Below are 24838 nucleotides of genomic sequence, written 5' to 3' on the forward strand. Positions count from 1 at the left end.
TTTTAATCGATGAACTGACACAACAGTTATTTAAGCGTTTTGTTCTAGTGCCGCTTGATAACGATCTAGGCCTTCTGCTAAATCGGCAATAAGGTCGTCGGTATCTTCCAAACCAATATGCAAACGAATTAGCGTACCAGAGAAGTGAGGGTGTGCTACGGTGCGCAGCGCATCAAAACTACTTGGCTCGTTCGCCAAAATAAGGCTTTCAAAACCGCCCCAAGAGTAACCCATACTAAAATGCGACATGCCATCGAGTAAGGCTGTGGTCGCTTTAGGTGCACTCTGTTTTAAGACGAATGAAAATAGGCCATTACCGCCGGTAAAGTCGCGATTAAAAAACTCATGACCAGGGCAGCTTGGTAAGCCTGGGTGACGAACTTCTTCTACCATTGGGTGGTTGGCTAGCCACTGTGCCACTTTTAGGCTGCTTGCTTGATGTTGCTGTAAGCGTACGCCCAGAGTGCGAATACCGCGCATGGCGAGGTAAGCATCATCAGGTGAAACGCACTGACCCATCAAATAGCTCTGTTCGCGCAGTTGATCCCAATAAGGAGCAGAAGCGACCGCGGTACCTAACATCACATCGGAGTGACCAACGATATATTTTGTTGCTGCTTGAATAGAAATATCAACGCCGTGTTTAAATGGGTCGAAATTCACACCCGCCGCCCAAGTGTTGTCGAGCATGACGATGATGCCGTGCTCGTGAGCAATACTAGACAAAGTAGGAATATCTTGGACTTCCATGGTGATAGAACCAGGAGATTCGGTAAACAGGACTTTGGTGTTGGGCTGAATCAAGTCACGAATACCTGCACCGATCATCGGATCGTAATAGGTGGTTTCAACACCTAGCTTTTTCAGCATGATGTTACAAAAATCGCGGGTTGGTTCGTAACAGGTGTCGACCATCAAAATATGATCGCCTGTGCTTACAAATGACAAAATGGCATTTGTGATTGCTGCTGCGCCACAAGGGTAAAGTGCACATCCTGCACCCCCTTCGAGTTCTACCATGGCATCTTGCAGCGCGAAATGCGTTGTGGTGCCACGACGTCCATAGAAAAGTGTTTTATTGGCACGATTGGCCGTTGCATGGTGTTTTTCTGCAACAGAATTAAAAACGATAGTCGAGGCGCGTTGTACGGGTGGGTTTACCACTCCTTGGGTCCATTTCTTATTACGGCCTGCGGTGACAAACTGTGTCTTCTTACCTTCTGACATTGGCTGTCCTTGTCTAACTAATTATATAAAACATGGGCGGCCAAGTGGCTCGCCCATCTGAAAAGGGTTACAGCAGTGGGCTAAAGAGATAGAACAAACGCTCTTTAAAACGGTGTCCTAGGGAGCGCTGCTTCCACTGCTGAGCATCGATCGTGCTGGATTGACGCATATAATCGCACTGTTGCCAGTAGAGCTCTTTGGTGAACTCTTCATCATCAACCGCTAGGGTTAACTCAAAGTTGAGCCACAGGCTGCGCATGTCGATGTTAACCGTACCGATTAAGCAGAATTTCTGGTCGATCACTACCGATTTAGTGTGCAATAAGCCACCATGAAACTCATGGATACGTACACCAGCAAGCATCAACTCTTCATAAAATGCCCGCGATGCCCATTGCACCATGTATGAGTCATTCTTTTTCGGCAAAATGATATCAACTGAAACACCACGTTGTGAGGTCATCTTGATGGTGGCAAGAAGATCCGCACTTGGCACAAAATAAGGTGTGGTGATGCACACCGATTTTTTGGCTTGATGCATCGCCAGTGTCAGTACTTGCGATATCAAATTTTCCGGCATACCCGGACCCGAAGGCACCACTTGAATTGGATGGTGATGTGTCAGTGGATCCAATTGGCATTCAGGAATATCAGGTAATCGGCGTTCACCAGTTTCAAATTCCCAATCCCAAGCGTGGATAGCGGAAAGAACATTGACTGTTGGGCCGGTGACTCTAACAAACACATCAATCCATTGTCCTACGCCGGAATCTTGCTTGAAGTAGGCGGGGTCGACCATGTTCATTGACCCTGTATACGCAATTTTTTCATCAATCACAATGATTTTTCTGTGCTGACGTAGATCCAAACGGTTTAAGAAAATCCGCCATGGATTAACGTGCATCACCTCGACAAGGCGAATCCCAGCATCACGCATCATGTTGACCCAATGACTGCGGAAAAATCGCGCACTTCCTGCTGAATCAAGTAGCAGTTTGACCTCAACACCTCGACGTGCGGCACGAATTAATGCAGAAGCAACGGCATCCGTTAAGCCCCCTGGGTGCCAGATATAAAACACCATATAAATGCTGCTTTGCGCCGATTCGATGTCTTTGATGACTGAATAAAGTATGTCGTTAGGGGAATTTTGTAGAGTCAATGTATTGCCGCTAAGCGCAGGTATGCCCATACGGTGATTACACAGCTCGTCGATTTTGGTGATATGCGCACCCATACCTTGAGGGTTATGAGCTTGGCAATCCATCAGCGAACGAAACCATTGCTCAAAAGGAGCAAACATCTCTTTAGCGCGCTCGGCACGTTTTCGACCTAAATTAAGTTCACCAAATAAGAAGTAACAGATCACCCCGACAATCGGAATGATGTAAATGATCATTAGCCAAGAGAGGGAAACACTGACTGCCTTACGTTTTAACACTACTCGCAAGGTGACCCCAGCGACTAACAGCCAGTAGATCCCGATGCCAACTAAAGTAAGTATGTGATAAATCTTTTCCATGCGTCACTGTTCTGAAAGTGTTCAACTCTGTGATAGTAAAGCGAATGCGTAAGCATAGGAAGAGCACAGCCATGTTTTCTTACTATTCTTATACAAAGTTGGCGCCTATCGGCGCAGGGATTCGAGCGAAAAATGAATACCAGACGTCTCTGCAAGCTAATTGATGGCGTGGTTATTGTGCGTGTAAATGATATGAAATTGTTACAGCTGATTATGGTCGAAATAGAGGAAGGAGTAGTAGGTAATGCATCATATGAGCAAAAAAGCAGCGCTTAAACAATAAAAGTGCGTCAAATGCAGAAAATTACACTGTTCGGGCTTCCAATTTTAGCGGCTAACTGGTCTACTTGCCATATCAACGGTGCCACTTCACTTTTTGTTAGAGTGTAAAAAAATATATACACAATAAATTTTGGCACACCATTTAACACAACATATTTGGTAAACATGTATGGCGAGTAGTTCAAGAAGCCAATTTAGTTCGAGATTTGGATTTATCATGGCCGCGGCAGGCTCTGCGGTCGGATTAGGTAACGTATGGGGATTTCCAACGCAAGCGGCCAGTAACGGTGGTGCAGTCTTTTTGATTGTTTACCTGTGCATGGTATTTTTGCTCGCGTATCCCATGTTGGTAGCCGAGATGACCATTGGTCGTTATGGTCAATCTAACGCGATTCGCTCATTCCGTGCAGCATGGCCAAAAGGCAAGGCGGGCGCCATTTTACTTGGCATCGTTGGCCTAGTCGTGGTGTCTCTCATTTTAAGTTTCTACGCCATTGTGGCTGGATGGCTGATGGGCTCTTTTGCGGACAGCGGTATGAGCCTCTTGGGGTTACACGATCACAGCCACTGGTTAACCACCTTTGGCACTGAGCGTAACCTGATTTTGATGGTGGCATTTATGCTGCTGACCATGTACGTCGTGCGTAATGGTGTGGCGGATGGTATCGAAAAATGGTCGACCCGTTTGATGCCACTGCTGTTTGTATTGTTCATCGTACTGACCGCTTATATCTTTACCCAAGATGGCGCGATGGAAGGTTTGAAGATGTATCTGATCCCAGATCTTTCTCACCTGACTGCAGAATTGTGCGTTAGCGCTATGGGTCAAGCCTTCTTCTCCCTCTCTTTAGGGGTGTGCGTGATGACCACGTACGGTTCTTACCTGAAGAAAGATGCCAATATTCCGAAAACCGCGGCGCAAGTTGCCTTGATTGATACCGGTGTTGCGTTTATCGCTGGATTGATGGTTCTGCCAGCGATGTTTGTGGCCAAACATAACGGTGTACAGATCTTCTCTGATACTGGCGCGTTATTAAATTCGGATACTTTGGTATTTGACGTTCTTCCTGCCATGTTTAACACCATGGGCTTGATTGGTGCATTGGTTGGTGCGATTTTCTTCTTATTGATGATTATTGCTGCGTTGACTTCATCAATCTCGATGTTAGAAGTGCCTGTATCTTGTGCGACTGAAGAGTTGAAACTGAGCCGTAATAAAGCGGTATTGATCATTGGTGGACTGATTACCTTGGTTTCTGCTGTGGTCGTGCTCAATTTTTCAAGCCTGTTTGGTCTTGTGGTGACATTTACCACCGTTTACTCACAACCTATTATCGCTTTGATGATTACATTGATTGTGGGTTGGATTTGGAATCGTAACCAAATTCTCAACGAGCTAAAACAGGGCTGTCCAGAGATCGAAAAAGGCTGGTTCTGGAAAATTTGGCCAATCTACGTACGTGTAGTTTGCCCAATCTTGATGCTCTTGGTGTTCTTTGCCTAAGAACTGTGCAATAGAGGAAAAAGCTGCCGATTTGGCAGCTTTTTTTATGACTCGCGTACTGACCTTTTGGGCGACATAGGTATAATTGGCAGCCTGTTACAGAGAGGTCTTATGTTTGATATCGTCTACACCCATGCGGATTTTGTGCTGATCAATAAGCATCCTAACGTCTCAGTTCATAAAGACGATGGCGATGTTATGTTGCTACAAGAAGTGGCAGCCGTGACCGGAGATGAACATCTCTATTTGGTACATCGTCTCGATAAAATGACCTCTGGCTTATTGCTTCTTGCTCGTCATGCCCAAGCGGCTAGTGAACTTTCTGGGTTATTTGCTCAACGTAACGTGCAGAAATTTTACCTCGCGATTGGCAGTAAAAAGCCGAAGAAAAAACAGGGGTTAATCAGCGGTGATATGGAGCGTACGCGCCGATCTGCGTGGAAGCTTGTGGCAACGCAAAACAATCCTGCGATCACCCAGTTTCTTTCGGCTGCTGCTGAACCGGGCGAGCGACTTTTCCTCTGTAAGCCATATACTGGCAAAACACATCAGATTCGTGTTGCGCTCAAATCAATCGGCTCTGCGATTGTTGGCGACCCAATTTACAATCCTACAAGCCAAGCGGACCGCGGTTATTTACATGCTTTCGCCATCCGTTTTGATTACCAAGGCGAGACTTTTTCTTGGGTATGCGACCCTAGAACTTTTGTCGCCTGTGGCAGTAAATGGCATGAATCAACCGTTAGTCAAGGGGTTGATGAATGGTTATCGCCATGGCAACTCAATTGGCCGACGTTAAAAGTATCTTCAAAATAGGGACCCTTTATGCAGGATCTTTCCACTAGCGATGCAGGCATGCAGGTAGCGGCTTTACCTGAGTTCTTTAGCCATGTGACACAACAACTTTCACAGATGACTCATGAAGTGAGACGTCTATTTCACGGCCGTGGCCGTCAATGGCCAGGTTTAGAACAGCTCACTTGTGACTGGCTGGGTGGTCAATTGGTGGTGAATTTGTTTAAGCCAGTTGATGCTGAGTTTATGCAGGCATTGGTTGATGGCTTAGTCGAGTTAAGTACCAGTGCTCTATGGCAAGAGAAGCAAGGAACGTCAATCACTGTGCAACATCGCTATGCGGATGGAGCACCAGCACAAGTGGTGGTCGGTGAACTAGAATCGCGTCCAGTGGTTATTGAAAATGGCTTGAAATACCAGCTTGATTTGGGACGTAACCAAAATATGGGCCTATTTCTGGACATGCGTTTAGGTCGCCAATGGGTTCAGGAACATGCACAACATAAGAATGTGTTGAACTTGTTTTCTTACACTTGTGGTTTCTCGGTGGCTGCCATTGCTGGTGGTGCTGATCAAGTGATTAACGTGGATATGGCCAAAGCTTCACTATCAAAGGGACGCGATAACCATCGCCTCAATGACCACAATCTCAACCAAGTGAAGTTTTGGGCGCATGATATTTTTAAATCTTGGGGCAAAATTAAGAAAGGTGGTCCTTACGATTTGATTATCATTGACCCACCATCGTTTCAAAAAGGCAGTTTCGCCTTAACCAAAGATTATCAGAAGATTTTACGTCGTTTGCCTGAACTGCTCAGTGAACAGGGCGAAGTGCTGGCGTGTGTTAACTCCCCAGCCGTACGTGAAGATTTCCTGATTGATGGCATGGCAGAGCAAGCACCGGAACTGACGTTCCGTCATCGCTTGGAAAACCCGATTGAATTTGGCGATATTGATGAGCAAGCCGCATTAAAAGTGCTACTGTTTAGCCGTTAATCGTTACTGGCTGTTTCATCAAGAACCGTTGATAAAGCTCGATTTTAGAAAGCGCCGACTCATCACTTGAGTCGGCGCTTTTTCATCTAATCGTTAGCGTCGGTTACCATAGCGTTTGAGCCAGGCTTGATTAAGCGCATTGGCCCAAGAAGGCGCGGGGGATTCGATCGCTTGATAGGTAGGCACATGTTTTAGTGCTCCGCTGAGTGACTCACTCCGTAATACGGAGAGATCACCCCAGATATTGATCATTCCTTTACGACTTTGTGCTTCAGGGCTAAGCAGAAAATTAATCGTCATCAATGCCCCTTCCTTTGCCGTAGCTTGGGCTGGAATTGCCAAGTAGTGAATATTGGTGAGGGCACCACTATCCATGGCATAGACCTTAGTGCTTAATGGCAAACGACCTTGCGACTGAGCAGCGTAAAGCATATTGGGATTGAAGGTCGGTACCAGGTCAATCTCCTTTTTGGCTAACATCTCAATCATGGCATTACCACTGGGTGGAAAGCTCATTCCCTGATGCCATAAATATGGATGAAGATCATCAAGATAGCGCCACAAAGGCGCAGTGATGTCTGCAAAGTTCGCTTTGTCGACGGGGCGCTGTAATGCCGGGTCGTTACCTGTCAGTTCAATCAGTAGCGCTTGCAAGAATTGCGTGCCTAAAAACTGTGGTGGTCGTGGGTAGGTTATTCTGCCTGGAAAAGCGCGGGCATAGCTTAATAACTCAGAAAAGTTTTGCGGTGGGTTATAGAGTAGCTTGGCATCATGAATAAACACCAGTTGTCCCATTCCCCACGGTGCTTCCAAACCGAGTGTTGGAAAGGAGGCATCTTTATCCACTGGTAATGTTTGATTGACGTAACTCCAGTTGGGTAACTGCTCTACTAACGGGCCATAAAGTAAAGCGTGATTACGTAAGTGGGCAAATGATAGACCATTCAGCCAGAGAAGGTCGATTTCTGTGGGGTGGGGAGCTTCTCCAGGTTTTGGCGTTAGCTGTTTTATCACTTGATCTAGGTCGTTCACTGGGTGAACTTGCAGTTCGACCTGATAGCGAGTTTGTAATGTGGTGGCTGCCCAATGCAAATAGTTCAAAGCATCAGGGCTACCAGACCAAAGATAGAAGTGAACGGTTTGACCTTTGGCTTTTTCTGCGATGTCAGACCAAGGTGCAGCGTGCCCGGGAAACGTCAATAGGAGCACTAGCCATAGACAGGTGGCTCGGATTCTTTCCCACATGGCAACTCCTTTTGGTGTGGTGGGTAACAGTACTAACGTGATAAACATACTTGCCCTTTGGGCATATGTGATTAGTATGTGCCATAGCGTAGAGTTTGGGCAATATGGAGCATATAAATGAGAAGTGAATAAAAAAAGCAGCCGTCGGCTGCTTTTTATTGACTGGCTTAGGTGAACAGGGACATCTAAGCAAAATAGGAAAGTTGGCTACTTTTTGGCAACTTCTTTAAATTCTAGGGTGTGTACGTCGTTTTTCAGGGTCAACACGTTTTCTTTCAACGTGACTTTGTTCCAGTCGCCTAGGCTTTGTTGTACCGAGAACTCACTGTCCATTACATCACCGATGCACATTTTCATGGTCATCGACATTTTCTCAATACGGAATTGGTTGTTTTTCTTCAGTTCACCTTGACCAAAGAAGTCGTTACAGCCAGCGTTTCCGCTTGCCATCATCTTCTCACTAAATTGAAGGAATGGAGTGCTATTACGTGGATCAGGTTTAACAGCTTGGTCATCGATTTTAACCAGTTGCCAGCGGTGACCTTCGAGGTCTTTAGCGGTGATAGGGGCATCGCCGTGATTGGCACAACCACTCAAAACAAGCGCACCGACCGTTGCGGCCAGCAATGATTTTGAACTAAGCTTCATAGTAATTCACTCCAAATTCAGGCAATGTTGACCAGTATATGCACTTAGTCAGATAGTTTGTCAGTGTATCGTTATGGTTTGATCTTTTCATGACGCAAGGCTGATGTTCACCAGACAGTCGCCAACAATTGATGACCTATGAGCAGATAACATTATGGAACAGCTAGAATTTTTTACAGTCCCAAGCCCTTGCGTCGGCGTGTGTACCGTTGATGATAAAGGCTATTGCCAAGGCTGTATGCGTAAGCGAGAAGAGCGGTTCAATTGGTTAACTATGACGCCAGCTCAACAGCTTTATGTCATCAAATTATGCAAACAACGTTATCGCCGTAAAGTATCACAAAGTCAGTCTCAGCCCGAGAAAACTAATCAATCAGACAGTCCGCAACAAGAGTTATTTTAAATTTTTGGGCGAGTATCAAATTTTGCTCTAGAGGAAGGAAAACGCTAGGGGAGAGATGGAGACCGCCATCATTACATGGCGGTCATATAATTTATTCTGCAGGGTTCCAGCGATCGCTTACCCATCCACCCACGTTTTCGTCAAAATGCACTCCAGCGAACTGCACTTTGGGTTCTGCGTGTTGTACACGAGCGTCAGGGTTAGTGATGATTTGGAAGATGTAATCCGCCATTGGATCGGTATGTACGGTTTGTGTGCGGGTTGCCACTTCTTTGATCATCTGTAAGCGATAGGTTTTGCTGGCGCGTTTCATTTCATTAACCTCCGAGTTTATTGCAGCGAGTAGATCAAAGTTAGAACTGTCACTAGGGAAGGTCAACACAAGCGCTGGGGTATATTTTCTAATGCGTAAAGCGTTAATAATCGCGATGAAACACCGAAAAATGGGGAATGTCAGATGAATTTTGGGTCGATAAAGGCATCACTAGCGGTGAAAACCTCACCAATTTGGTGAGTTCGTTAGCTAAATTGCACTGATTTAATGCAATCAATGGCACTGAATAATGCTGTTATACCATAGGTTGGATTACAATTTGATAACACGAGATGCCAAATGTCACAATACTTTTTTGGCAGCGGAAGGAAAATGTGTGGGAGTGTTGGCATTTTTGAGCCGATTTTCCAAACAAAAGAAAATCGGCTCAAGGAGATATGTCGGATTAGAACAATAGGTTATACAAGATAGCCGACACTGCTAATGCACCCGTAAAGAGAATAAAGTAGGTGCTCATATGATGGCGATATTGCTTAAGTCCCGGCACTTTAAACACCGCTAACATTGGCATTAAGAACAAAATCATCGCAATTACCGGGCCAGAAAGTGCTTCCATCATGCCTAGAATACTTGGGTTCATAACGGCAGCTATCCAAATTGAGACAAACAAAATGGCAATACCCAACTTGTCAGCGACTTTAGCGTTGAGGTTAAAGTGTTTACCCAGCAAGCCATTGATGCTCTCTCGAGCGCCAAGGAAATGCCCTAAGAACGATGAGGTAATGGCCACAAACGCCACAAGTGGACCTAAACTCGCAATAAACGGATTATCCGTTACGTTCGCTAAGTAAGTCAGCACGGAAATGTTTTGTGCTTTTGCTTGTGCAAGCTCAGCTGGTGACAGTGAAAACACACATGAGAAAACAAACAGCAGGACAAAGATGATCAGCAGTACGCTGGTGTTACGCAAAATCTGTTCAGATTTTTCAACCGCTTGACGACGGTAATGACGACGCTGTGTGTTGGCAAAACTGGAAATCGCCGCCGCATGACTAAATGAGAACACGACTACCGGTATCGCTAACCAAACGGTACGTCCGAAATCGCCCCAAGCAGGCATGGCCAGTGTTGGTGCATGCCAGTAAGGAATCAGATAGAACGAGAGTGCAAGTAAGGTTGCTGCTAATGGATATACCATTGCGGCAAATGCCCTTAACATCAGTTTCTCACCGCCAAGCATGATGGCAATCAGCACAAAAATCATTGAACCGGACAAGAGCCAACGCTCAGGAGAAGCGAATCCTGCTTGATTCACTAGAAAGCTGTCAACCGTGTTGGTCAGGCCCACACCATAAATAAGCAGAATGGGAAAGATCGACAAAAAGTACAGCCATGAGATCAAACGTCCAGCTTTAGGCCCAAAGTGTTCATCCACCACATCGGTAAAGTCGGTAGGCTCTTGCTTCGATGACAAGACAAACCGCGCTAAACCGCGGTGCGCCAAATAGGTCATAGGGAAGGCAATAAGGGCCATGATAATTAATGGCCAAAAGCCACCAATACCTAAGTTAATGGGTAAAAAGAGAATACCTGCTCCCACGGCTGTGCCAAATAGGCTAAGTAGCCAATGAGTGTCGTGTTTTGTCCAAGTACTACTCTGAGTTTGAGTTACGCTAAAGCTAGTGGTTTCTTGAGATTCTTTCACTGATATACCGCTAATTGTGAAATTTAATGCGGGCGATACTACTCCTTTCAGAATATATGGTCATATTGGAAACCCAGTTAGAATCACTGTGATAAAAAAGTATCTCTTCCCTCAAAAACCTGTTTTCTCCATAAAAGCAGTGTTTACTTTCGATTTTTAACTTAAAATTAGAATAATAAACCAAATTTTTACAACAAATCAGAATTCAAGAGTTTGTCTATTTGTTGTACATGGAGATTTTTACCCTGTTGGTATGTGGGGGAGAGTCTCGAGGGCGTGGAGAAACTATCAGAAGGGAAGAGCGAATAAAAAGCCAACAGCGCCATAAGGAACTGTTGGCTGGAAGGTTTACTGCTCGTCTTTGGTTGGACGTTTGTTCTTAGGTACGTAATTCAAAATGGAAATTGGCACTGGCTTTTTCGGAGTAAAACCTTCCACTTCACGACGTTCTAAAAGATGACCTAGGCGACTTTCAATCATGCATAAGTTTTTAAAGTTATCTTTAGAAACTAAAGAGATAGCTTCACCTTTTGCATCCGCACGACCTGTTCGACCAATTCGGTGAATGTACTCATCGGCTGGGAAAGGCAAGTCGTAGTTGATGACGCGTTCTAGTTGGTCGATATCGATACCGCGCGCACCCACACCTGTCGCGATTAAGTAGGCAATCTCACCGGCTTTAAATTGCTCAAGTAACTGATTACGTACTGCTTGGCTGCGTCCGCTATGGAAGGCTTCTGCATGGATGCCACGTTTCGCTAGCTGATCTGACAGTTTGGCCGCACCATGTTTGGTTTCAATGAAAATCAACGCTTGTTTCCATTGGTTCTCTTTAATGAGGTGACTCAGTAGTGCCGATTTTGTGTCCTTATCGACAGTGATGATCCATTGTTCGATATTTGACTTAGAGGCGTCTTTGGCAGCAATACTGATTTCGTGAGCATCATGTACCGCTGATTTAGCGAGATCACGGACTTTATTCGAGAGGGTTGCGGAGAAAAGCAGTTGTTGAATCTGTTCAGGCAAGCGATCCAGAATCTTGTTGATATCGTCGATAAAGCCCATATCCAGCATACGGTCTGCTTCATCTAAAACCACGGTTTCCACTTCCTCAAAATGCACCGCATGTTGACCGTACAGATCAAGTAGACGACCTGGTGTTGCCACCAAAATATCGCGGCCTTCGATCAGCGCTTGCTTTTGACTTTTATCATCTACACCACCGAACGCTGCCATTCCTTTTAGTGAGGTGAAAAGGCAATAATCGTCGATCGATTTTGCCACTTGGAGGGCTAACTCACGAGTGGGTACTAAAATCAGCGCACGAACGCGTTTCTTACGTTGGGTTTCACCTTGACGTAAGCGTTCGATGATTGGCAGCAAATAGGCAGCGGTTTTACCTGTACCGGTTTGCGACGCAGCAATCACATTTTTGCCCGCTAGAATCGGTGGAATCGCTTGATTCTGAATGCGAGTTGGTTTTGGGTAATTCAGTGCTTTAAGCGCTTGAATTACATTTTGGCTTAAGCCAAGTTGTTCAAAAGACATAACATGCTCAATAAGTAGAATCCGCGTTAGCGGAGATCACATCAACCGATACCTACGTTTTATCAAGGTGTTACCGAGCCAATGTGAGTGGATACATAATAAGGTGTCGCTATTGGCGGCGACTATATCATATCTCCTCGGCTGTACTGAATAAAAGCGCACACTTGCCCACAAAAATGCTTCTAAATGGAGCGTATTCTTTTGGACTAACTTACCAAAAAGTGAGCTACCCACTTTTTTGTGGGTTATTGCTGTTTATACTAACTAAGAGTTAGTATGTGTTCAGTTGGTTAGGAAAAATGACTTTTTCTCGACCTGTAACGAAAAAAGAATAGGGGTTTTTTACATGAGTAATACCGTCGTTGTTTATTTCTCAGGATATGGTCACACAAAAAAAGTGGCTGAGTATGTAGCTAAAGGCGCCAATGCAAAGCAGATTGCGATCAGTGCTGAAGGCGATATTACCGATGCTGACTGGGATACTTTGAATGCGGCTGATGCCATCATTTTTGGTGCGCCAACTTATATGGGTAACTACCCATGGCAATTCAAAAAATTTGCTGATGCATCGTCTAAAATTTGGTTTAACCAAGGCTGGAAAGACAAAGTATTTGGTGGTTTTACTAACAGCGCTAGCCTAAATGGCGACAAACAAGTGACGATGATTGCGCTACAAACTCTTGCCTCTCAACATGGTGGTGTTTGGGTTAGCCTAGGTTTGCCACCTTCAAACACACTTGCTGCAACTCGCCAAGATGTGAATAACTTAGGGGCTTCTGTTGGCGTATTGGTTCAATCTCCATCTGATGCGGGTGACGATGCGATTCCTGCGGGCGATTTAGAAACTGCTCGTTTGTATGGTGAACGTGTTGCTGCTGTTGCTGCTCGTTTAAAATAGGCACAGTTGTTTTACCTACGCCAATCGCCAAAGGTGCAAGCTATGCAATATCACCTTAACAGGTGTGACCATTAAAAATCAGAGCCGATGCATTGCATCGGCTTTTTCATCTCTATTGCTGCCTATCTGAATCCCACTCATTCTCTATCTGAGTCAATTTTAGAAATTTTGAACTGGTACTGAGTCATCTTAGAAAAAAAGATCGCTGGCTACTTTGTCAGGCTGTTTTATTAAGTTTTTGCTCGGTGATTTTGGCTTTAATCACTCTCATGATGAATGAGGATTATCGCCAATGAAAACAGTGATAGCTATTGACCTTGGAGCGTCCAGTGGCCGTGTAATGGCTGGCCATTTCTCTCAAGGAAAAATCAGTCTAGAGGAAGCGCATCGCTTCCCAAACCAGCAAGTAATCCGCGATGGACACAGCTGTTGGGACCTCTATTCCATTCTGGAAGAGATCAAAGTTGGGATTAATAAGGTAGTCGCAACGTACCCCGACGTGTGCTCTTTAGGGATTGATACATGGGGCGTCGACTTCGTACTGCTCGATCAATTCGGTACTCACCTTGGGGAGTTTGTGAGTTACCGCGATGCACGCACGCAAGGCGTTGGCGCAGCCATGCAGCAACATCTTAGTGCCAATGACATTTACGCAATCAGTGGCATTCAATTTCTCTCTTTCAACACCATTAATCAGCTCAAAGCGATCGTCGATAGTCAGCCTCAATGGTTGGACAAGGTCGATACCTTGCTGTTTATTCCCGACTACCTCAACTACAAATTGTGTGGGGTTAAACATTGTGAATACACCAATGCATCGACCAGCCAATTGCTCGATTGTGCGCAGAAAACATGGAGCGTTGAGTTAATTAACGCCTGTGGTGCAAAAGCACAATGGTTTTTGCCACCGCAAATGCCTAATCGCTTGATTGGTCAGTATCAGCTAGGTGATGTCACTATCCCTGTTTGTTCGGTTGCCAGTCATGATACCGCTTCTGCGGTTGCGGCTACGCCACTGCATAACAGTGAAACAGCCTATTTAAGCTCGGGTACTTGGTCTTTGATCGGTATTGAAAGCTTAACACCATGCCTTAGCGAGAAAGCGTTTAGTTACAACCTCACTAATGAAGGGGGAGTGGACGGGCGCTATCGCGTGCTAAAAAACATCATGGGCCTTTGGCTTATCCAACGGATTAAAGCAGAAAATCCATCACTGACGTTTAGTGATATTAAGTTGCTTGCTCAGAATGCAACGCCGTTTGCGTTCATTCTCAATCCCAACGACGACCTATTCCTCAATCCTACATCGATGACGCAAGCGATCAAACAGTGGTTTGAAGATCGTCAGCAAGCGGCTCCGCAAACTCTTGCTCAGATAGTGCGCTGTATCTATGACAGTCTCGCACTGGCTTACAGCGATGCACTGACACAACTGAGTGATGTGCTCGGCAAACCCATTCAAGAGCTGCGCATTGTTGGCGGTGGCACGCAGGATAATCTGCTCAATCAATTGTGTGCAGACGTGTGTGAAATCCCGGTTTCTACTGAACCCACTGAAGCCTCTGCATTAGGCAATGTCATTAACCAATTTATCGCGTTGGATGTGATCTCATGCTTGGAGGAAGGACGACAAATTATCGATTCCTGCTCCGACGTGAAACGTTATCAACCAACACCTATCCCTCAATTACAACAAATCAAAATGCAGTATCAACTGCTGAAATGAACCAAGGTGAAACAATGAAAGAAGAATACATTACCTCAGCATATCGCGCTGCCCAAGCGCGCTTTCAAGAGCTCGACGTTGATACCGAAGCGGCCATGGCGCAACTCGCTCAAACTCCAATTTCGATGCACTGTTGGCAAGGCGATGATGTACGTGGCTTTGAATCCCCTGATGTGGCATTAAGCGGCGGTATTCAAACCACAGGGAATTACCCTGGTGCAGCCAAAACCCCAGCTCAACTGCGCGCCGATATGGAACAAGCGTTTGCGATGATTCCAGGGAAAAAACGCATCAACTTGCATGCTATTTATCTCGATTGTGAAGAGAAAGTCGAACGTGACCAACTTGAACCTAAACACTTTGCGTCTTGGGTCGAGTGGGCTAAACAGCAGAAAGTTGGCTTGGATTTTAACCCAACACTCTTTTCACATCCGCTGGCTGATGATGGCTTTACCTTGTCTCATCCTGATGAAAAGGTAAGGCAGTTCTGGATTGATCACGTCAAAGTGTGTCGCAAAATCTCCGCCTATTTTGGTAAAGAGTTAGGCACGCCTTCTGTCATGAATATCTGGATTCCTGATGGCATGAAAGACCAAACTTTTGACCGTTTGGCACCTCGTCAACGCTTACTGGCTGCGCTGGATGAAGCCATCTCTGAAAAGATTGACACCAAATATCATATCGATGCGGTGGAAAGCAAACTGTTTGGTATTGGCGCTGAAGCTTACACCGTTGGCAGTAACGAGTTTTATATGGGTTATGCAGCCACACGTGGCACGGCTTTGTGTCTGGATGCAGGCCATTACCATCCTACCGAAGTGATCAGTGACAAAATTTCCGCGTGTTCACTTTATATCCCTCACTTGCTGCTGCATGTGACTCGTCCCGTACGCTGGGACTCTGACCACGTGGTTGCTTTCGATGATGAAACTCAAGCCATTATGCGCGAAATCGTACGTAACCAACTGCAAGACCGCGTTTCGATCGGTTTGGACTTCTTTGATGCGTCAATTAACCGCATTGCCGCGTGGGTCATCGGGACTCGTAACGCGCAAAAAGCGCTATTGAAAGCCCTGCTTGAACCCACAGCAACACTCAAACGTGCGGAGCAATCTTTTGATTACACCACCCGTTTAGCACTCCTTGAAGAAAACCATTCTCAACCATGGAACGCAGTATGGGATTACTTCTGCTGGAAACAAGGTGCACCTGTTGGTCAAGAGTGGTTACCCCTAGTTAAAGACTACGAAGCGACGGTTCTCGCTGCTCGTTAATGCTATTTCGTGAAACACCGTATTTCGGCTCAGAGTGAGACCGAAATACGGATTAAACCCTACAAAATAATAAGGAAAATAGTATGTCTGTTGTCGCCGGTATTGGTTGGCACTTAGTCGGGGCCGCGTCTGCAGCCGCCTTCTATGCGCCATATAAAAAGGTTCAAGGTTGGTCATGGGAATTGATGTGGTCAATCGGTGGTTTGTTCTCATGGATCATCATGCCATGGCTGGTCACTATGTTACTGGTGCCCAATCTTGGTGAATTTTATTCGAATATCCCGATATCGACATTCGCTATGTTGATGTTCTGCGGTGCGATGTGGGGGATTGGTAACATCACTTATGGGTTGACCATGCGCTACCTTGGTCTATCGATGGGGATTGGGATTGCTATCGGTCTTAACTTAGCGGTTGGCACTTTATTACCACCACTGATTCGTGGTCAATTGGGTGAACTGATTCATTCACACGGTGGCTCACTCACTATGCTGGGCATTGCCATTGCCCTAGTGGGTATTGCGATCGTGACTTATGCGGGTAATGCAAAAGAGAAAGCCATTGGCGAACGTGCGCAAGAGTTCAATCTGCGTAAAGGGGTCATGTTGGCGATCGTTTGTGGCATTTTCTCAGCTGGCTTTGCGTTTGGCTTAGATGCTGCCGGTCCTATCAAAGCGCAATCAGAAGCATTAGGTATCAACTATCTTTATGTCGCAATGCCTGCCTACGGTTTCATTATGGGTGGTGGCGCTATCGTCAACTTTCTCTTCTGTGGCTACAACATTTTTACCAATCGCGAGATTTCTGTTCGTCACGACTTGTCACTGAGTAAATCACTCATGACTCGCAACCTGCTCTTCACCGCCATGGGCGGCATCATGTGGTATTTGCAATTTTTCTTCTATGGCTGGGGTGAAGCGTCTGTTCCTGCCCGTTTGGGGTACATCAACTGGATGTTGCATATGTCTGGTTACGTTCTATTTGGTGGGGTTATCGGTTTGATCATGGCGGAATGGAAAGGGGTGGGTACTCGCCCAGTGCGCATCTTGATTGCTGGCCTATTGGTGATTATTGGCGCTGCTAACGTCGTTGGTTTAGGCATGGCTGCTTAGGAGAAACATTATGATTCGTAAAACATTTGTTATGTACGTTAACCCAGATTGTCATCAAATTTATGAACAGCGCCACAACGAGTTGTGGCAAGGGATGAAGGATGTGCTCAAAGAGCATGGCGGCCATAACTATTCAATCCATTTGTTTGCTGAGCAGAACTTACTGTTTGGCTATGTAGAAATTGAAAACGAGGCGCAATGGGAAGCTGTCAGCGAGACCGCGATTTGCCGTGAATGGTGGGATTACATGCAAGATGTGATGGCCACCAACAGCGACCATTCTCCAATTAGCAAACCATTGAAAGAGGTTTTTTATTTAAAATGATTACATTAAATCAAGCGGTTCAACATGAAATCGACAAAGTACAAGAAGTCTCTCAGTATTTGTGGCAAAAAGAGTGGGCTGAACGCAATGGTGGCAACATTTCTGTTGATTTAACCGATATCTTTGGTCCTGTGACAGGCATCAGCTCCCTGCAAGAGCAGGCTCTGCCACTGCAATTGCCGCTAAGTGCTGCACATCGAATCTATTTCGTAAAAGGGACAGGGCAACGAATTCGTGAGTTGCGCGATCCAAGTTATGCTGGTTGTGTTTTGCAGATCAATGCGAGTGCCAATGGCTACGTGATTCTTTGGGGAGGAAGCGCGAGCCAACATTTTGCACCGACATCTGAATTCATCAGTCATATTAAAATCTTGGAAGCGAAGCGTGCGCACGGTGCACCGGATAAATCGGTGGTCCACACGCATCCTTTAGAATTGATTGCTCTGTCCCATCATCCAGATATTTCTACCAGCAGTGATCTTTTCACCTATACCTGCTGGAAGATGCTGCCAGAAGTGCGCGCTTTTGTACCAAAAGGGATTGCGATGATTCCTTACTGTTTGCCTTCTTCCGAAGAGTTGGCAGACCGTACAACGCAAGCGCTATTGGAGCATGATGTGGCGATTTGGGAAAAGCATGGCGCGACAGCCTCTGGTGCTGATGTATTGCAAGCCTTTGACTATATTGATGTCTCAAACAAAGGGGCAAAACTGTATCTTATGTGCCTAGCTTCGGGTTATGAACCGCAGGGGGTTAGCCGAGAAAATATGGAGATTTTGAAGCGCGAGTTTCATCTTTAACAACACAATATTTAATTTAAATAAAAGGCCGTTCTTAGAGCGGCCTTTTTGTTTTAAGGTATTGATTAAAAATGAAATATGGTTGGAAATTTGTGCTACGTGACACTGTTAACAAACTGACAATTTGTTGCTCAGAACGGAAGGCAGGATGAGATAAATATCGCATCTTAACCGCAGCAAATGTGGAGAATAGCGAGAGGACATTAATGAGGCAAACGGTATGCTATTTTTATCATCGGAAGAGTACGTTGGTAATGCGGGAAACATTCGTGTTCTATCACGCCAACCGCAGCTGGACTATCCAGAACATTGCCACGATTTTTCGGAATTGGTGCTCGTAAGTAGCGGCAGTGGCACGCATATCGTTAACGGCAAACAGTCGCTGTTACTCCCAAATAGCGTCAGTTGCATCAGCGAAAAAGATTATCACCAGTTTACCGATAACAAAGACGTTTATTTAGTCAATGTCCTTTACAGTAAACGTGATTTGCACATTAACCAACGTTGTGCGCAAGTGATTGAACAATTAGAGCAGCAGACGCGACAATTTTTTATCACTCACGACGCGTTTCAACCATTATTTCAATTAGCTCAAGCCATTGAACGTGAACAGCAGACAGGGTTTAAAAATGGTGATGTGATGATCACGGTGCTGTTCGAACAATTATTGCTGTGTATCGATCGACTTGATGCCCGAATGTTAGAAAACTCACCAGTGATGAACGCGATTGTCTATCTCTCTAATCATTACATGGAGTCGGATCTTTCTGTCGGTGCCGTGTGTGACAAGTTTACTGTACCAGCCAAAATATTAGGTAAAGAGATTACCCGCCTGACTGGATTATCAACCAATAAATTCATTAATCACTTACGTATTCGCCATGCGATGCGTGAGCTGGAGTTAGGCGAGAGCGTTACTGAGGTCGCGTTTAATTGCGGTTATACCGACAGCAATTATTTCAGCTCCAAGTTCAAAGCGGTGACCGGAGCGACGCCAACCGGCTATCTAAAGCAAATTCAATCTCGTTAGTCGACATCGGGTGCAATATTTACCACCAAGCCATCGATTTCTGTTGAATCGGTCTGCGTGATTGTATTCTCCAGCCTCCTTCTCTATAATCCCTAGCGCTTAAGGGAGTAGCCTTCTTTATCGACTTATCCATCGGGTAAGGGATAAAGAGTGATCATCAACAGTCTCCGAGCTATATGCTTGTGGTGATCACATTCCTCTGGTTTGGCAAGACTTAAGCAGATGTTCTAACGCGGGTAGGGGTTAGAGGGTCTGCTTTAAGTTCATGTCCTACCCAAGGAATGTGTCTATAGTGCTGCAACCGAAACGCTTCTTTAGTCAAAATCTTTTATTTGACGTCGCCTTTCTCTCTCACTGACACCTTCTAAACTTACTGTGCTTAATGTCGTCGGCATTAGGTGACGAGTCACTTTTCTAAGAGAAATGAGCAATGTTAACTGCAATACTCGCCATCATATTGGGTTTCGTTTTATTGGTTTGGAGTGCGGACAAATTTGTAGAGAGCGCCTCTGCAACAGCTTTCCACGCCGGTATGCCACCGCTATTGATCGGTATGTTGATCGTCGGGTTTGGTACTTCAGCACCAGAAATGGTGGTATCAGCCATGGCGGCTTTAGAAGGATCTCCAGCACTTGCGTTAGGTAATGCACTGGGTTCAAACGTCGTCAATATCAGCTTAGTCCTTGGCTTTGCTGCAATGATTACTCCGCTAACGGTTCAATCAAAAATTGTCACAAAAGAGTTGCCACTGCTAATGGTAGTCGTATTGGCTCTCGGTGTGATGTTGTGGAACCACACACTGTCACAAATGGAAGCGTGGATTCTATTAGCCGGTTTCTGTGCAGTGGTCTTTTGGTCGATTCACAGTGGTATGAAAAACAAAGGTGATGCCCTAGAAGAAGACGCTCTTGATGACCTTAAATCCAATCCCATGTCACTTAAAGTGGCGGGTATTTGGTTGGTGGTGAGCTTAGTGCTTCTGATTGGTAGCTCTCGTTTATTAGTATGGGGTGCGGTGGACGTGGCTCATGCGCTTGGCATCAGTGATTTGATCATTGGCCTCACCGTTGTCGCACTAGGCACCTCACTACCGGAGCTTGCTGCTACCGTGATTGCAGCGCGCAAAGGCGAGCATGATATTGCTTTAGGTAACGTTATCGGTTCCAATATGTTTAACATCCTAGCGGTCATTGGTATTGCGGCAGCGATTAAACCGATGGAGCACATTGGTAGCGAGATCTTCTGGCGCGACTGGATGACCATGATGATAACCACTGTGGTTCTGTTTGTAACTGCGATTAGCTTTAAAGGCAAGACAGGACGTATCAATCGATTTGAAGGGGCTATTTTGCTGCTGTTCTATATCGGTTATAACGGTTACTTAATTATGGACGTGTTGAAATAACACGTTAATTAAAACCCATCTTCGGATGGGTTTTTTTATATCTGTCATTTCTAATGTTCACTTTGATAAAAATAATTATCACCATTTTGAACATGGTTTCTGCTTTTATGTAACGCAACTTCTTGCAAGTGTTGTTATACAGCCTTTCTTATTTTCATAATTTATTAAATGCTCAATTGAACTTTCATTTTAGCCTATAGTCTGAGTGATTATGAACAGTGTTCAAAAAGACTTGATTTTCCCTATGAATGGGAAGAGTATCTTGACGTTGAGGTGCGAAGAGTGTTGCCCTATATAGGTTTTATGTTAATAAAAAATAAAAAATTCAATTAGTTGAAACTCTTTTTCTCTTTGTACTATGCTTTGTAAGAGCAATGTCATCTGATCCTCGATCACAAGGAGCTTGAGGTTGGGTAAATTTAAAATAAAACCAATATCAAATTGGTTAATTACACTATTTTTGGCTGTTTATTTTGCGCTTGCATTAAACTTATCTGTGTATAAAGAGTTAGCTGAGATCTTTTCTCAATTAGATGAGGTCTCGATCGGTTTCATTATTTCTATTCCCATTTTTTTTATCGCGGTCTTCAATCTGCTGTTTAACATTTTAAGCTGGCCTTATTTTACCAAGCCATTTTTTATATTACTGATTATTATTTCCAGTATGATCAGTTATGCCACTTATCAATATCATGTGATTTTTGACCGCGATATGATGGCCAACTTTTTTGAAACCAACAGCAAAGAGATGGATCCTTACATGAACCCCTTTGTGTTGGGGTGGATCTGCCTGTTTGGGGTGTTGCCAAGCCTTATTTTGGCGTTATTGCCGATCAAGAAAGAACATACTGTCTGGCGTTTATTGGTAAAAAAAATTGCGTCTATTGTGGTGTCAATTGTCGTGATTTTGCTGGTGGCGGCGTTCTACTATCAAAACTATGTTTCGGTAGGGCGTAACCATAGCGTATTAAAACGTTTAATCGTGCCTACCTATTTTGTTAACGGCTTAACGGGGTATCTAAAAGAAAACTACTTTACTAAGCCCATGCCTTATCGCTATATCGGTGAAGATGCGCAATACAATCCAGCGCAATTTGGTGCAGCAACGCAAAGCGCTAAGCCAACCTTGATGGTTTTGGTGGTCGGAGAAACTGCACGTGCGCAGAACTACCACTATCATGGTTACCCTCGAGATACGAACCCTTATACCGCGCCACTCAAACCCATCTATTTCCAAACGGTGACTTCCTGCGGTACGGCAACCGCCGTATCCGTGCCCTGTATGTTCTCGAATATGACGCGGAAAAATTTCAATCGTAAACGAGCGGATAACCAAGATAACGCGTTAGACATTCTTAAACGAGCTGGGATTGATATTTTGTGGAAAGAGAATGATGGTGGTGACAAGAATGTGGCGAAAAATGTGCCTATTATTAAGCTAGATAACAACAAAAAAGACCGCTTGTGTAATGGTGAGAGTTGCTTAGATGAAGGGCTACTCGAACAATTACCACAACAGATTAATGGCATGAAAGGCCATCGTTTGGTGGTGCTGCACATCATGGGTAGTCATGGACCTAGCTATTACTTACGTTACCCGCAAAATATGGCGTACTTTAAACCGAACTGTTTACGCTCGGACATTGAAAATTGCTCACAAGAGGAGCTGGTCAATACTTTCGACAATACCATTCGTTATACCGACTGGGTGTTGGCTGATGTGATAAAAACGCTTAAAGGTTTTGAAAAACAATACAATACCGTGATGCTTTATCTTTCTGACCATGGTGAATCACTCGGTGAGGACGATTTATATCTGCACGGTATGGTGTATAGCCTTGCCCCAGAATATCAAACACATGTGCCTATGTTGCTATGGATGTCGCCTGGCTACACCAAAGAGCAGAAGCTGAATGAGCAGTGTTTACGACAAAGAGCTAAACAAGATTCTTATTCGCAAGATTTCATTTTCCATAGTTTGCTTAGTGCGATGAATGTTGCCACTAGTGCGTATGACAAACAGCTCGATATTTTTGCTCCTTGTCGTCACTGAATAATACGGTAAGCCAAAGTTTTGCCCTAAACGACGGCAAGGAATACGCCCTCAATTTGCTCTGCGGACAAATCTTGATAGGATGGAAGGCAAAGTGAAAGAGAAAGTGAAAGAGGGCTATTAATTATGTCGTTGGTGGAATACGTTGCCGCAATTGAAGGTTTAGCATCGGCAAAAGTGATTGTTGGTCGTTCTGTTCCTGTGATTGAACAGGTCGACGAATCACTGAGTGCTGCTGAGCAATATTTTCGTTTCTCTGATGGTGCTGTCATTGCTAAACAGAGTGAAATGGATGGTGAAGAGCGTGCTGAGTGTGACCAAGTGTGTGAAGAAGTGTGGTTGAAATACCAAGTAGCAACACAGCCTCAAGCCGAGACTATTATTCCCACGCAGAAGTCATTTACCAATCGTTGCCAACAATCCTTTTGGATAAAAATGCAGCGCCAGCAAGCTGAAGCATTCTAGACTAACCAGTAAAAGTCGTGTCGTAACTTGATCTAATCGGGCTAAGTATCTGTATGGAGGAGAGTATGGACCAACGAAGTATCAGTAAAGTGGTGTCCAGTTTAATGACGTTCGCTTTAGTGGTGAGTTTAACCGCATGCAGTGATGGTGGTGGTTGGCGTAATGCAAGTCGAGAACCGGCGGGCATTGCTCTCGATCCTAGCGTATATCATCAAGCCATCGTCGAAGTCTATGGTGCGGATGCCTATAGTTGGCGTGGATGGTTTGCGATTCATACTTGGATAGCGGTAAAGCCAAAGGATGCCGCCGAGTATACCGTTTATGAAGTGGTTGGATGGCGTTTAAAACAAGGGTTGCCCGCTTTGTATCACTATCAAACCACCACTCCGGATAGATATTGGTTTGGTTCACGGCCGAAGAAGATATTGTCGATTCAAGGCAAGCTTGCCAGTCAACTGATTCCTGAAATTGAAGCGGCCGCAGAGCGTTATCCATGGGCAAATGAATATACCGTTTTCCCCGGACCAAATAGCAATACCTTCCCTGCATGGATTGGTATTCAAGTACCAGAGCTGGAGCTAAAGTTACCCTTTAGCGCATTGGGCAGTGGTTATGCCGATGAGTGATGAAGGAAGAACGACTTGAAAATAAAAGGGCCGGTTCAATGAACCAGCCCTGACAAAATCGATTTCGGTTGCAGCTTACAGCGGAGTGACTTGGCTGGCTTGAAGACCTTTAGGGCCGTCTTCTACCACAAAGCTGACTTTTTGGCCTTCAGTAAGAGTTTTGAAGCCGTCGCCAGCAATAGCACGGAAGTGTACAAACACATCTTTCCCGCCATTGTCTTGTGCAATAAAACCAAATCCTTTTGTTTCGTTAAACCATTTAACTGAACCTGTCACTTTCTCTGACATGCTAACCTCTATTTTGACATCTAATAAACATGTGAATCGATATCTAATCGCGTTTACTAAGGATGCACATCGAGACTTTGACAATCAATAGTGAGCGCAAACTCAATCGTGGCAAGGTATCTTAAGTAGGGTTACCGTTAACCACTGCAAATTAAATATCTGGTTTCACTATACTCGTCTTTGGAGGAATAGCGAGTGATATTAGTGAATTTTTCGTGACCCCGACCAAGATATATCCAAATGAGTGCAATAGGCCAAATTTTGAGACGCATCAACCGCTTCAGTTGCAGTGAATTTGCTGCTAATTGACGATGTTGTCGACAGTTGTGCATAAGTTGAATTGCTTTTTACGCTCTGCTGACGCGGGTTCTCTATTCGTGCGTACTCTTAACTTAATCGTTGCCGAGAGCTTGGCGATGATCATGATGATTAAGTTTCCCAGTATCGACATCTAAGATGGCAAAATTCCAAAATAGCGATTGAGGTGGTACTGGGGATGCAAGAGAAAGGAAGTAGTGATGAAATTAAAATGGTTACCCCTGTTAGGTGCTCTATTGTTGGGTGGTTGTATTTTGCCTCCACCGCATGGGCATCATCCACACGCAGAGCCAGGGCCGTCTCATGTATCGCCCCAGCGTGGCCCAGGTCCAGGCAACAGTGGTTGTAACCCTGGGCACCCTTGCTAAT

General features: G+C 45.0%; 24 protein-coding genes. 16 read left to right on the plus strand and 8 right to left on the minus strand.

Annotated features, from left to right (window positions below):
• Positions 1-30: 30 nt before the first annotated feature.
• Complete coding sequence (locus tag OCV11_RS06680; RefSeq protein WP_261895818.1) at positions 31-1227, minus strand: cystathionine beta-lyase; 1197 nt, start codon at positions 1225-1227, stop codon at positions 31-33.
• Between the two features lie 67 nt (positions 1228-1294).
• Positions 1295-2749 (minus strand): cardiolipin synthase, encoded by a 1455-nt coding sequence (gene cls, locus OCV11_RS06685; RefSeq protein WP_261895819.1) that lies wholly within the window; start codon positions 2747-2749, stop codon positions 1295-1297.
• Positions 2750-3200: 451 nt separating this feature from the next.
• Between cls and OCV11_RS06690 the strand changes: the two genes are divergently transcribed.
• The 3 genes from OCV11_RS06690 (at position 3201) to OCV11_RS06700 (ending at position 6326) form a co-directional block, all read left to right on the plus strand.
• Positions 3201-4535, plus strand: a complete 1335-nt coding sequence (locus tag OCV11_RS06690; protein WP_261895820.1) for a sodium-dependent transporter — start codon at positions 3201-3203, stop codon at positions 4533-4535.
• A gap of 111 nt (positions 4536-4646) precedes the next feature.
• Positions 4647-5351 carry a TIGR01621 family pseudouridine synthase gene (locus tag OCV11_RS06695; protein ID WP_261895822.1) on the plus strand — a complete coding sequence of 235 codons (705 nt, stop codon included), beginning with the start codon at positions 4647-4649 and terminating at the stop codon, positions 5349-5351.
• A gap of 39 nt (positions 5352-5390) precedes the next feature.
• A complete protein-coding gene (locus OCV11_RS06700) occupies positions 5391-6326 on the plus strand; it encodes a class I SAM-dependent methyltransferase (protein WP_261896246.1) in 936 nt (311 codons plus the stop codon).
• Positions 6327-6419: 93 nt separating this feature from the next.
• Here the strand turns inward: OCV11_RS06700 and OCV11_RS06705 are convergent, their stop codons facing one another.
• Positions 6420-7571: an ABC transporter substrate-binding protein gene (locus OCV11_RS06705; protein ID WP_261895823.1), complete on the minus strand. Its 1152-nt coding sequence runs from the start codon at positions 7569-7571 to the stop codon at positions 6420-6422.
• A 207-nt stretch (positions 7572-7778) separates the two neighbouring features.
• Positions 7779-8219, minus strand: coding sequence for an META domain-containing protein (locus OCV11_RS06710; RefSeq protein ID WP_261895825.1), 441 nt, complete (start codon positions 8217-8219; stop codon positions 7779-7781).
• 154 nt (positions 8220-8373) lie between these two features.
• Between OCV11_RS06710 and OCV11_RS06715 the strand changes: the two genes are divergently transcribed.
• Positions 8374-8622 carry a DUF1289 domain-containing protein gene (locus OCV11_RS06715; protein ID WP_261895827.1) on the plus strand — a complete coding sequence of 83 codons (249 nt, stop codon included), beginning with the start codon at positions 8374-8376 and terminating at the stop codon, positions 8620-8622.
• A 91-nt stretch (positions 8623-8713) separates the two neighbouring features.
• Here OCV11_RS06715 and OCV11_RS06720 read toward each other — a convergent pair whose 3' ends face one another.
• From OCV11_RS06720 to OCV11_RS06730, 3 genes are all read right to left on the minus strand, one after another.
• Positions 8714-8935 carry a hypothetical protein gene (locus OCV11_RS06720; protein WP_261895829.1) on the minus strand — a complete coding sequence of 74 codons (222 nt, stop codon included), beginning with the start codon at positions 8933-8935 and terminating at the stop codon, positions 8714-8716.
• Between the two features lie 406 nt (positions 8936-9341).
• Entirely contained in the window at positions 9342-10601 is a 1260-nt protein-coding gene (locus OCV11_RS06725; protein ID WP_261895831.1) for an aromatic amino acid transport family protein, read from the minus strand.
• A 348-nt stretch (positions 10602-10949) separates the two neighbouring features.
• Positions 10950-12149, minus strand: coding sequence for a DEAD/DEAH box helicase (locus OCV11_RS06730; protein ID WP_261895832.1), 1200 nt, complete (start codon positions 12147-12149; stop codon positions 10950-10952).
• Positions 12150-12495: 346 nt separating this feature from the next.
• On the opposite strand from OCV11_RS06730, the gene OCV11_RS06735 reads away from it, so the two are divergent.
• The 11 genes from OCV11_RS06735 (at position 12496) to OCV11_RS06785 (ending at position 23863) form a co-directional block, all read left to right on the plus strand.
• On the plus strand, positions 12496-13047 hold the full coding sequence (locus OCV11_RS06735; RefSeq protein ID WP_261895834.1) for a flavodoxin family protein: 552 nt from the start codon (positions 12496-12498) through the stop codon (positions 13045-13047).
• Between the two features lie 292 nt (positions 13048-13339).
• Positions 13340-14773, plus strand: a complete 1434-nt coding sequence (gene rhaB / locus OCV11_RS06740; protein ID WP_261895836.1) for a rhamnulokinase — start codon at positions 13340-13342, stop codon at positions 14771-14773.
• Between the two features lie 14 nt (positions 14774-14787).
• Positions 14788-16047, plus strand: a complete 1260-nt coding sequence (locus OCV11_RS06745) for an L-rhamnose isomerase (RefSeq protein WP_261895838.1) — start codon at positions 14788-14790, stop codon at positions 16045-16047.
• 83 nt (positions 16048-16130) lie between these two features.
• Entirely contained in the window at positions 16131-17159 is a 1029-nt protein-coding gene (locus OCV11_RS06750; RefSeq protein WP_261895840.1) for an L-rhamnose/proton symporter RhaT, read from the plus strand.
• Positions 17160-17169: 10 nt separating this feature from the next.
• Entirely contained in the window at positions 17170-17484 is a 315-nt protein-coding gene (rhaM, locus tag OCV11_RS06755; protein ID WP_261895842.1) for an L-rhamnose mutarotase, read from the plus strand.
• Entirely contained in the window at positions 17481-18284 is an 804-nt protein-coding gene (gene rhaD / locus OCV11_RS06760) for a rhamnulose-1-phosphate aldolase (RefSeq protein WP_261895844.1), read from the plus strand. The genes rhaM and rhaD overlap by 4 nt, the downstream gene beginning before the upstream one ends.
• A 220-nt stretch (positions 18285-18504) precedes the next feature.
• Positions 18505-19314, plus strand: coding sequence for a helix-turn-helix domain-containing protein (locus OCV11_RS06765; RefSeq protein ID WP_261895846.1), 810 nt, complete (start codon positions 18505-18507; stop codon positions 19312-19314).
• Positions 19315-19744: 430 nt separating this feature from the next.
• Positions 19745-20719: a calcium/sodium antiporter gene (locus OCV11_RS06770; RefSeq protein ID WP_261895848.1), complete on the plus strand. Its 975-nt coding sequence runs from the start codon at positions 19745-19747 to the stop codon at positions 20717-20719.
• A 409-nt stretch (positions 20720-21128) separates the two neighbouring features.
• Positions 21129-22772 (plus strand): phosphoethanolamine transferase, encoded by a 1644-nt coding sequence (locus tag OCV11_RS06775; RefSeq protein ID WP_261895850.1) that lies wholly within the window; start codon positions 21129-21131, stop codon positions 22770-22772.
• 126 nt (positions 22773-22898) lie between these two features.
• Positions 22899-23237 carry a hypothetical protein gene (locus OCV11_RS06780; protein WP_261895852.1) on the plus strand — a complete coding sequence of 113 codons (339 nt, stop codon included), beginning with the start codon at positions 22899-22901 and terminating at the stop codon, positions 23235-23237.
• Between the two features lie 104 nt (positions 23238-23341).
• Positions 23342-23863, plus strand: coding sequence for a DUF3750 domain-containing protein (locus OCV11_RS06785; RefSeq protein WP_373332820.1), 522 nt, complete (start codon positions 23342-23344; stop codon positions 23861-23863).
• Positions 23864-23938: 75 nt separating this feature from the next.
• On the opposite strand, the gene OCV11_RS06790 is transcribed toward OCV11_RS06785, so the two are convergent.
• A complete protein-coding gene (locus tag OCV11_RS06790; RefSeq protein WP_261895855.1) occupies positions 23939-24151 on the minus strand; it encodes a cold-shock protein in 213 nt (70 codons plus the stop codon).
• A 518-nt stretch (positions 24152-24669) separates the two neighbouring features.
• Here OCV11_RS06790 and OCV11_RS06795 point away from each other — a divergent pair.
• Positions 24670-24837 (plus strand): hypothetical protein, encoded by a 168-nt coding sequence (locus OCV11_RS06795; protein ID WP_261895857.1) that lies wholly within the window; start codon positions 24670-24672, stop codon positions 24835-24837.
• The last annotated feature ends 1 nt before the right edge of the window (position 24838 follow it).

This window comes from Vibrio porteresiae DSM 19223, assembly GCF_024347055.1.
GTDB classification, from domain to species: domain Bacteria; phylum Pseudomonadota; class Gammaproteobacteria; order Enterobacterales; family Vibrionaceae; genus Vibrio; species Vibrio porteresiae.

What these genes read in the sequence shown, in the direction of transcription:
- OCV11_RS06735 (WP_261895834.1), top strand. Translation starts at nt 12,496, where the DNA reads ATGAGTAATACCGTCGTTGTTTATTTCTCAGGATATGGTCACACAAAA.
- cls (WP_261895819.1), bottom strand. Translation starts at nt 2,749, where the DNA reads ATGGAAAAGATTTATCACATACTTACTTTAGTTGGCATCGGGATCTAC.
- OCV11_RS06715 (WP_261895827.1), top strand. Translation starts at nt 8,374, where the DNA reads ATGGAACAGCTAGAATTTTTTACAGTCCCAAGCCCTTGCGTCGGCGTG.
- rhaM (WP_261895842.1), top strand. Translation starts at nt 17,170, where the DNA reads ATGATTCGTAAAACATTTGTTATGTACGTTAACCCAGATTGTCATCAA.
- OCV11_RS06745 (WP_261895838.1), top strand. Translation starts at nt 14,788, where the DNA reads ATGAAAGAAGAATACATTACCTCAGCATATCGCGCTGCCCAAGCGCGC.
- OCV11_RS06690 (WP_261895820.1), top strand. Translation starts at nt 3,201, where the DNA reads ATGGCGAGTAGTTCAAGAAGCCAATTTAGTTCGAGATTTGGATTTATC.
- OCV11_RS06705 (WP_261895823.1), bottom strand. Translation starts at nt 7,571, where the DNA reads ATGTGGGAAAGAATCCGAGCCACCTGTCTATGGCTAGTGCTCCTATTG.
- OCV11_RS06765 (WP_261895846.1), top strand. Translation starts at nt 18,505, where the DNA reads ATGCTATTTTTATCATCGGAAGAGTACGTTGGTAATGCGGGAAACATT.
- OCV11_RS06720 (WP_261895829.1), bottom strand. Translation starts at nt 8,935, where the DNA reads ATGAAACGCGCCAGCAAAACCTATCGCTTACAGATGATCAAAGAAGTG.
- OCV11_RS06710 (WP_261895825.1), bottom strand. Translation starts at nt 8,219, where the DNA reads ATGAAGCTTAGTTCAAAATCATTGCTGGCCGCAACGGTCGGTGCGCTT.
- OCV11_RS06795 (WP_261895857.1), top strand. Translation starts at nt 24,670, where the DNA reads ATGAAATTAAAATGGTTACCCCTGTTAGGTGCTCTATTGTTGGGTGGT.
- OCV11_RS06785 (WP_373332820.1), top strand. Translation starts at nt 23,342, where the DNA reads ATGACGTTCGCTTTAGTGGTGAGTTTAACCGCATGCAGTGATGGTGGT.
- OCV11_RS06780 (WP_261895852.1), top strand. Translation starts at nt 22,899, where the DNA reads ATGTCGTTGGTGGAATACGTTGCCGCAATTGAAGGTTTAGCATCGGCA.
- OCV11_RS06680 (WP_261895818.1), bottom strand. Translation starts at nt 1,227, where the DNA reads ATGTCAGAAGGTAAGAAGACACAGTTTGTCACCGCAGGCCGTAATAAG.
- rhaD (WP_261895844.1), top strand. Translation starts at nt 17,481, where the DNA reads ATGATTACATTAAATCAAGCGGTTCAACATGAAATCGACAAAGTACAA.
- OCV11_RS06770 (WP_261895848.1), top strand. Translation starts at nt 19,745, where the DNA reads ATGTTAACTGCAATACTCGCCATCATATTGGGTTTCGTTTTATTGGTT.
- OCV11_RS06750 (WP_261895840.1), top strand. Translation starts at nt 16,131, where the DNA reads ATGTCTGTTGTCGCCGGTATTGGTTGGCACTTAGTCGGGGCCGCGTCT.
- OCV11_RS06700 (WP_261896246.1), top strand. Translation starts at nt 5,391, where the DNA reads ATGCAGGTAGCGGCTTTACCTGAGTTCTTTAGCCATGTGACACAACAA.
- rhaB (WP_261895836.1), top strand. Translation starts at nt 13,340, where the DNA reads ATGAAAACAGTGATAGCTATTGACCTTGGAGCGTCCAGTGGCCGTGTA.
- OCV11_RS06730 (WP_261895832.1), bottom strand. Translation starts at nt 12,149, where the DNA reads ATGTCTTTTGAACAACTTGGCTTAAGCCAAAATGTAATTCAAGCGCTT.
- OCV11_RS06790 (WP_261895855.1), bottom strand. Translation starts at nt 24,151, where the DNA reads ATGTCAGAGAAAGTGACAGGTTCAGTTAAATGGTTTAACGAAACAAAA.
- OCV11_RS06695 (WP_261895822.1), top strand. Translation starts at nt 4,647, where the DNA reads ATGTTTGATATCGTCTACACCCATGCGGATTTTGTGCTGATCAATAAG.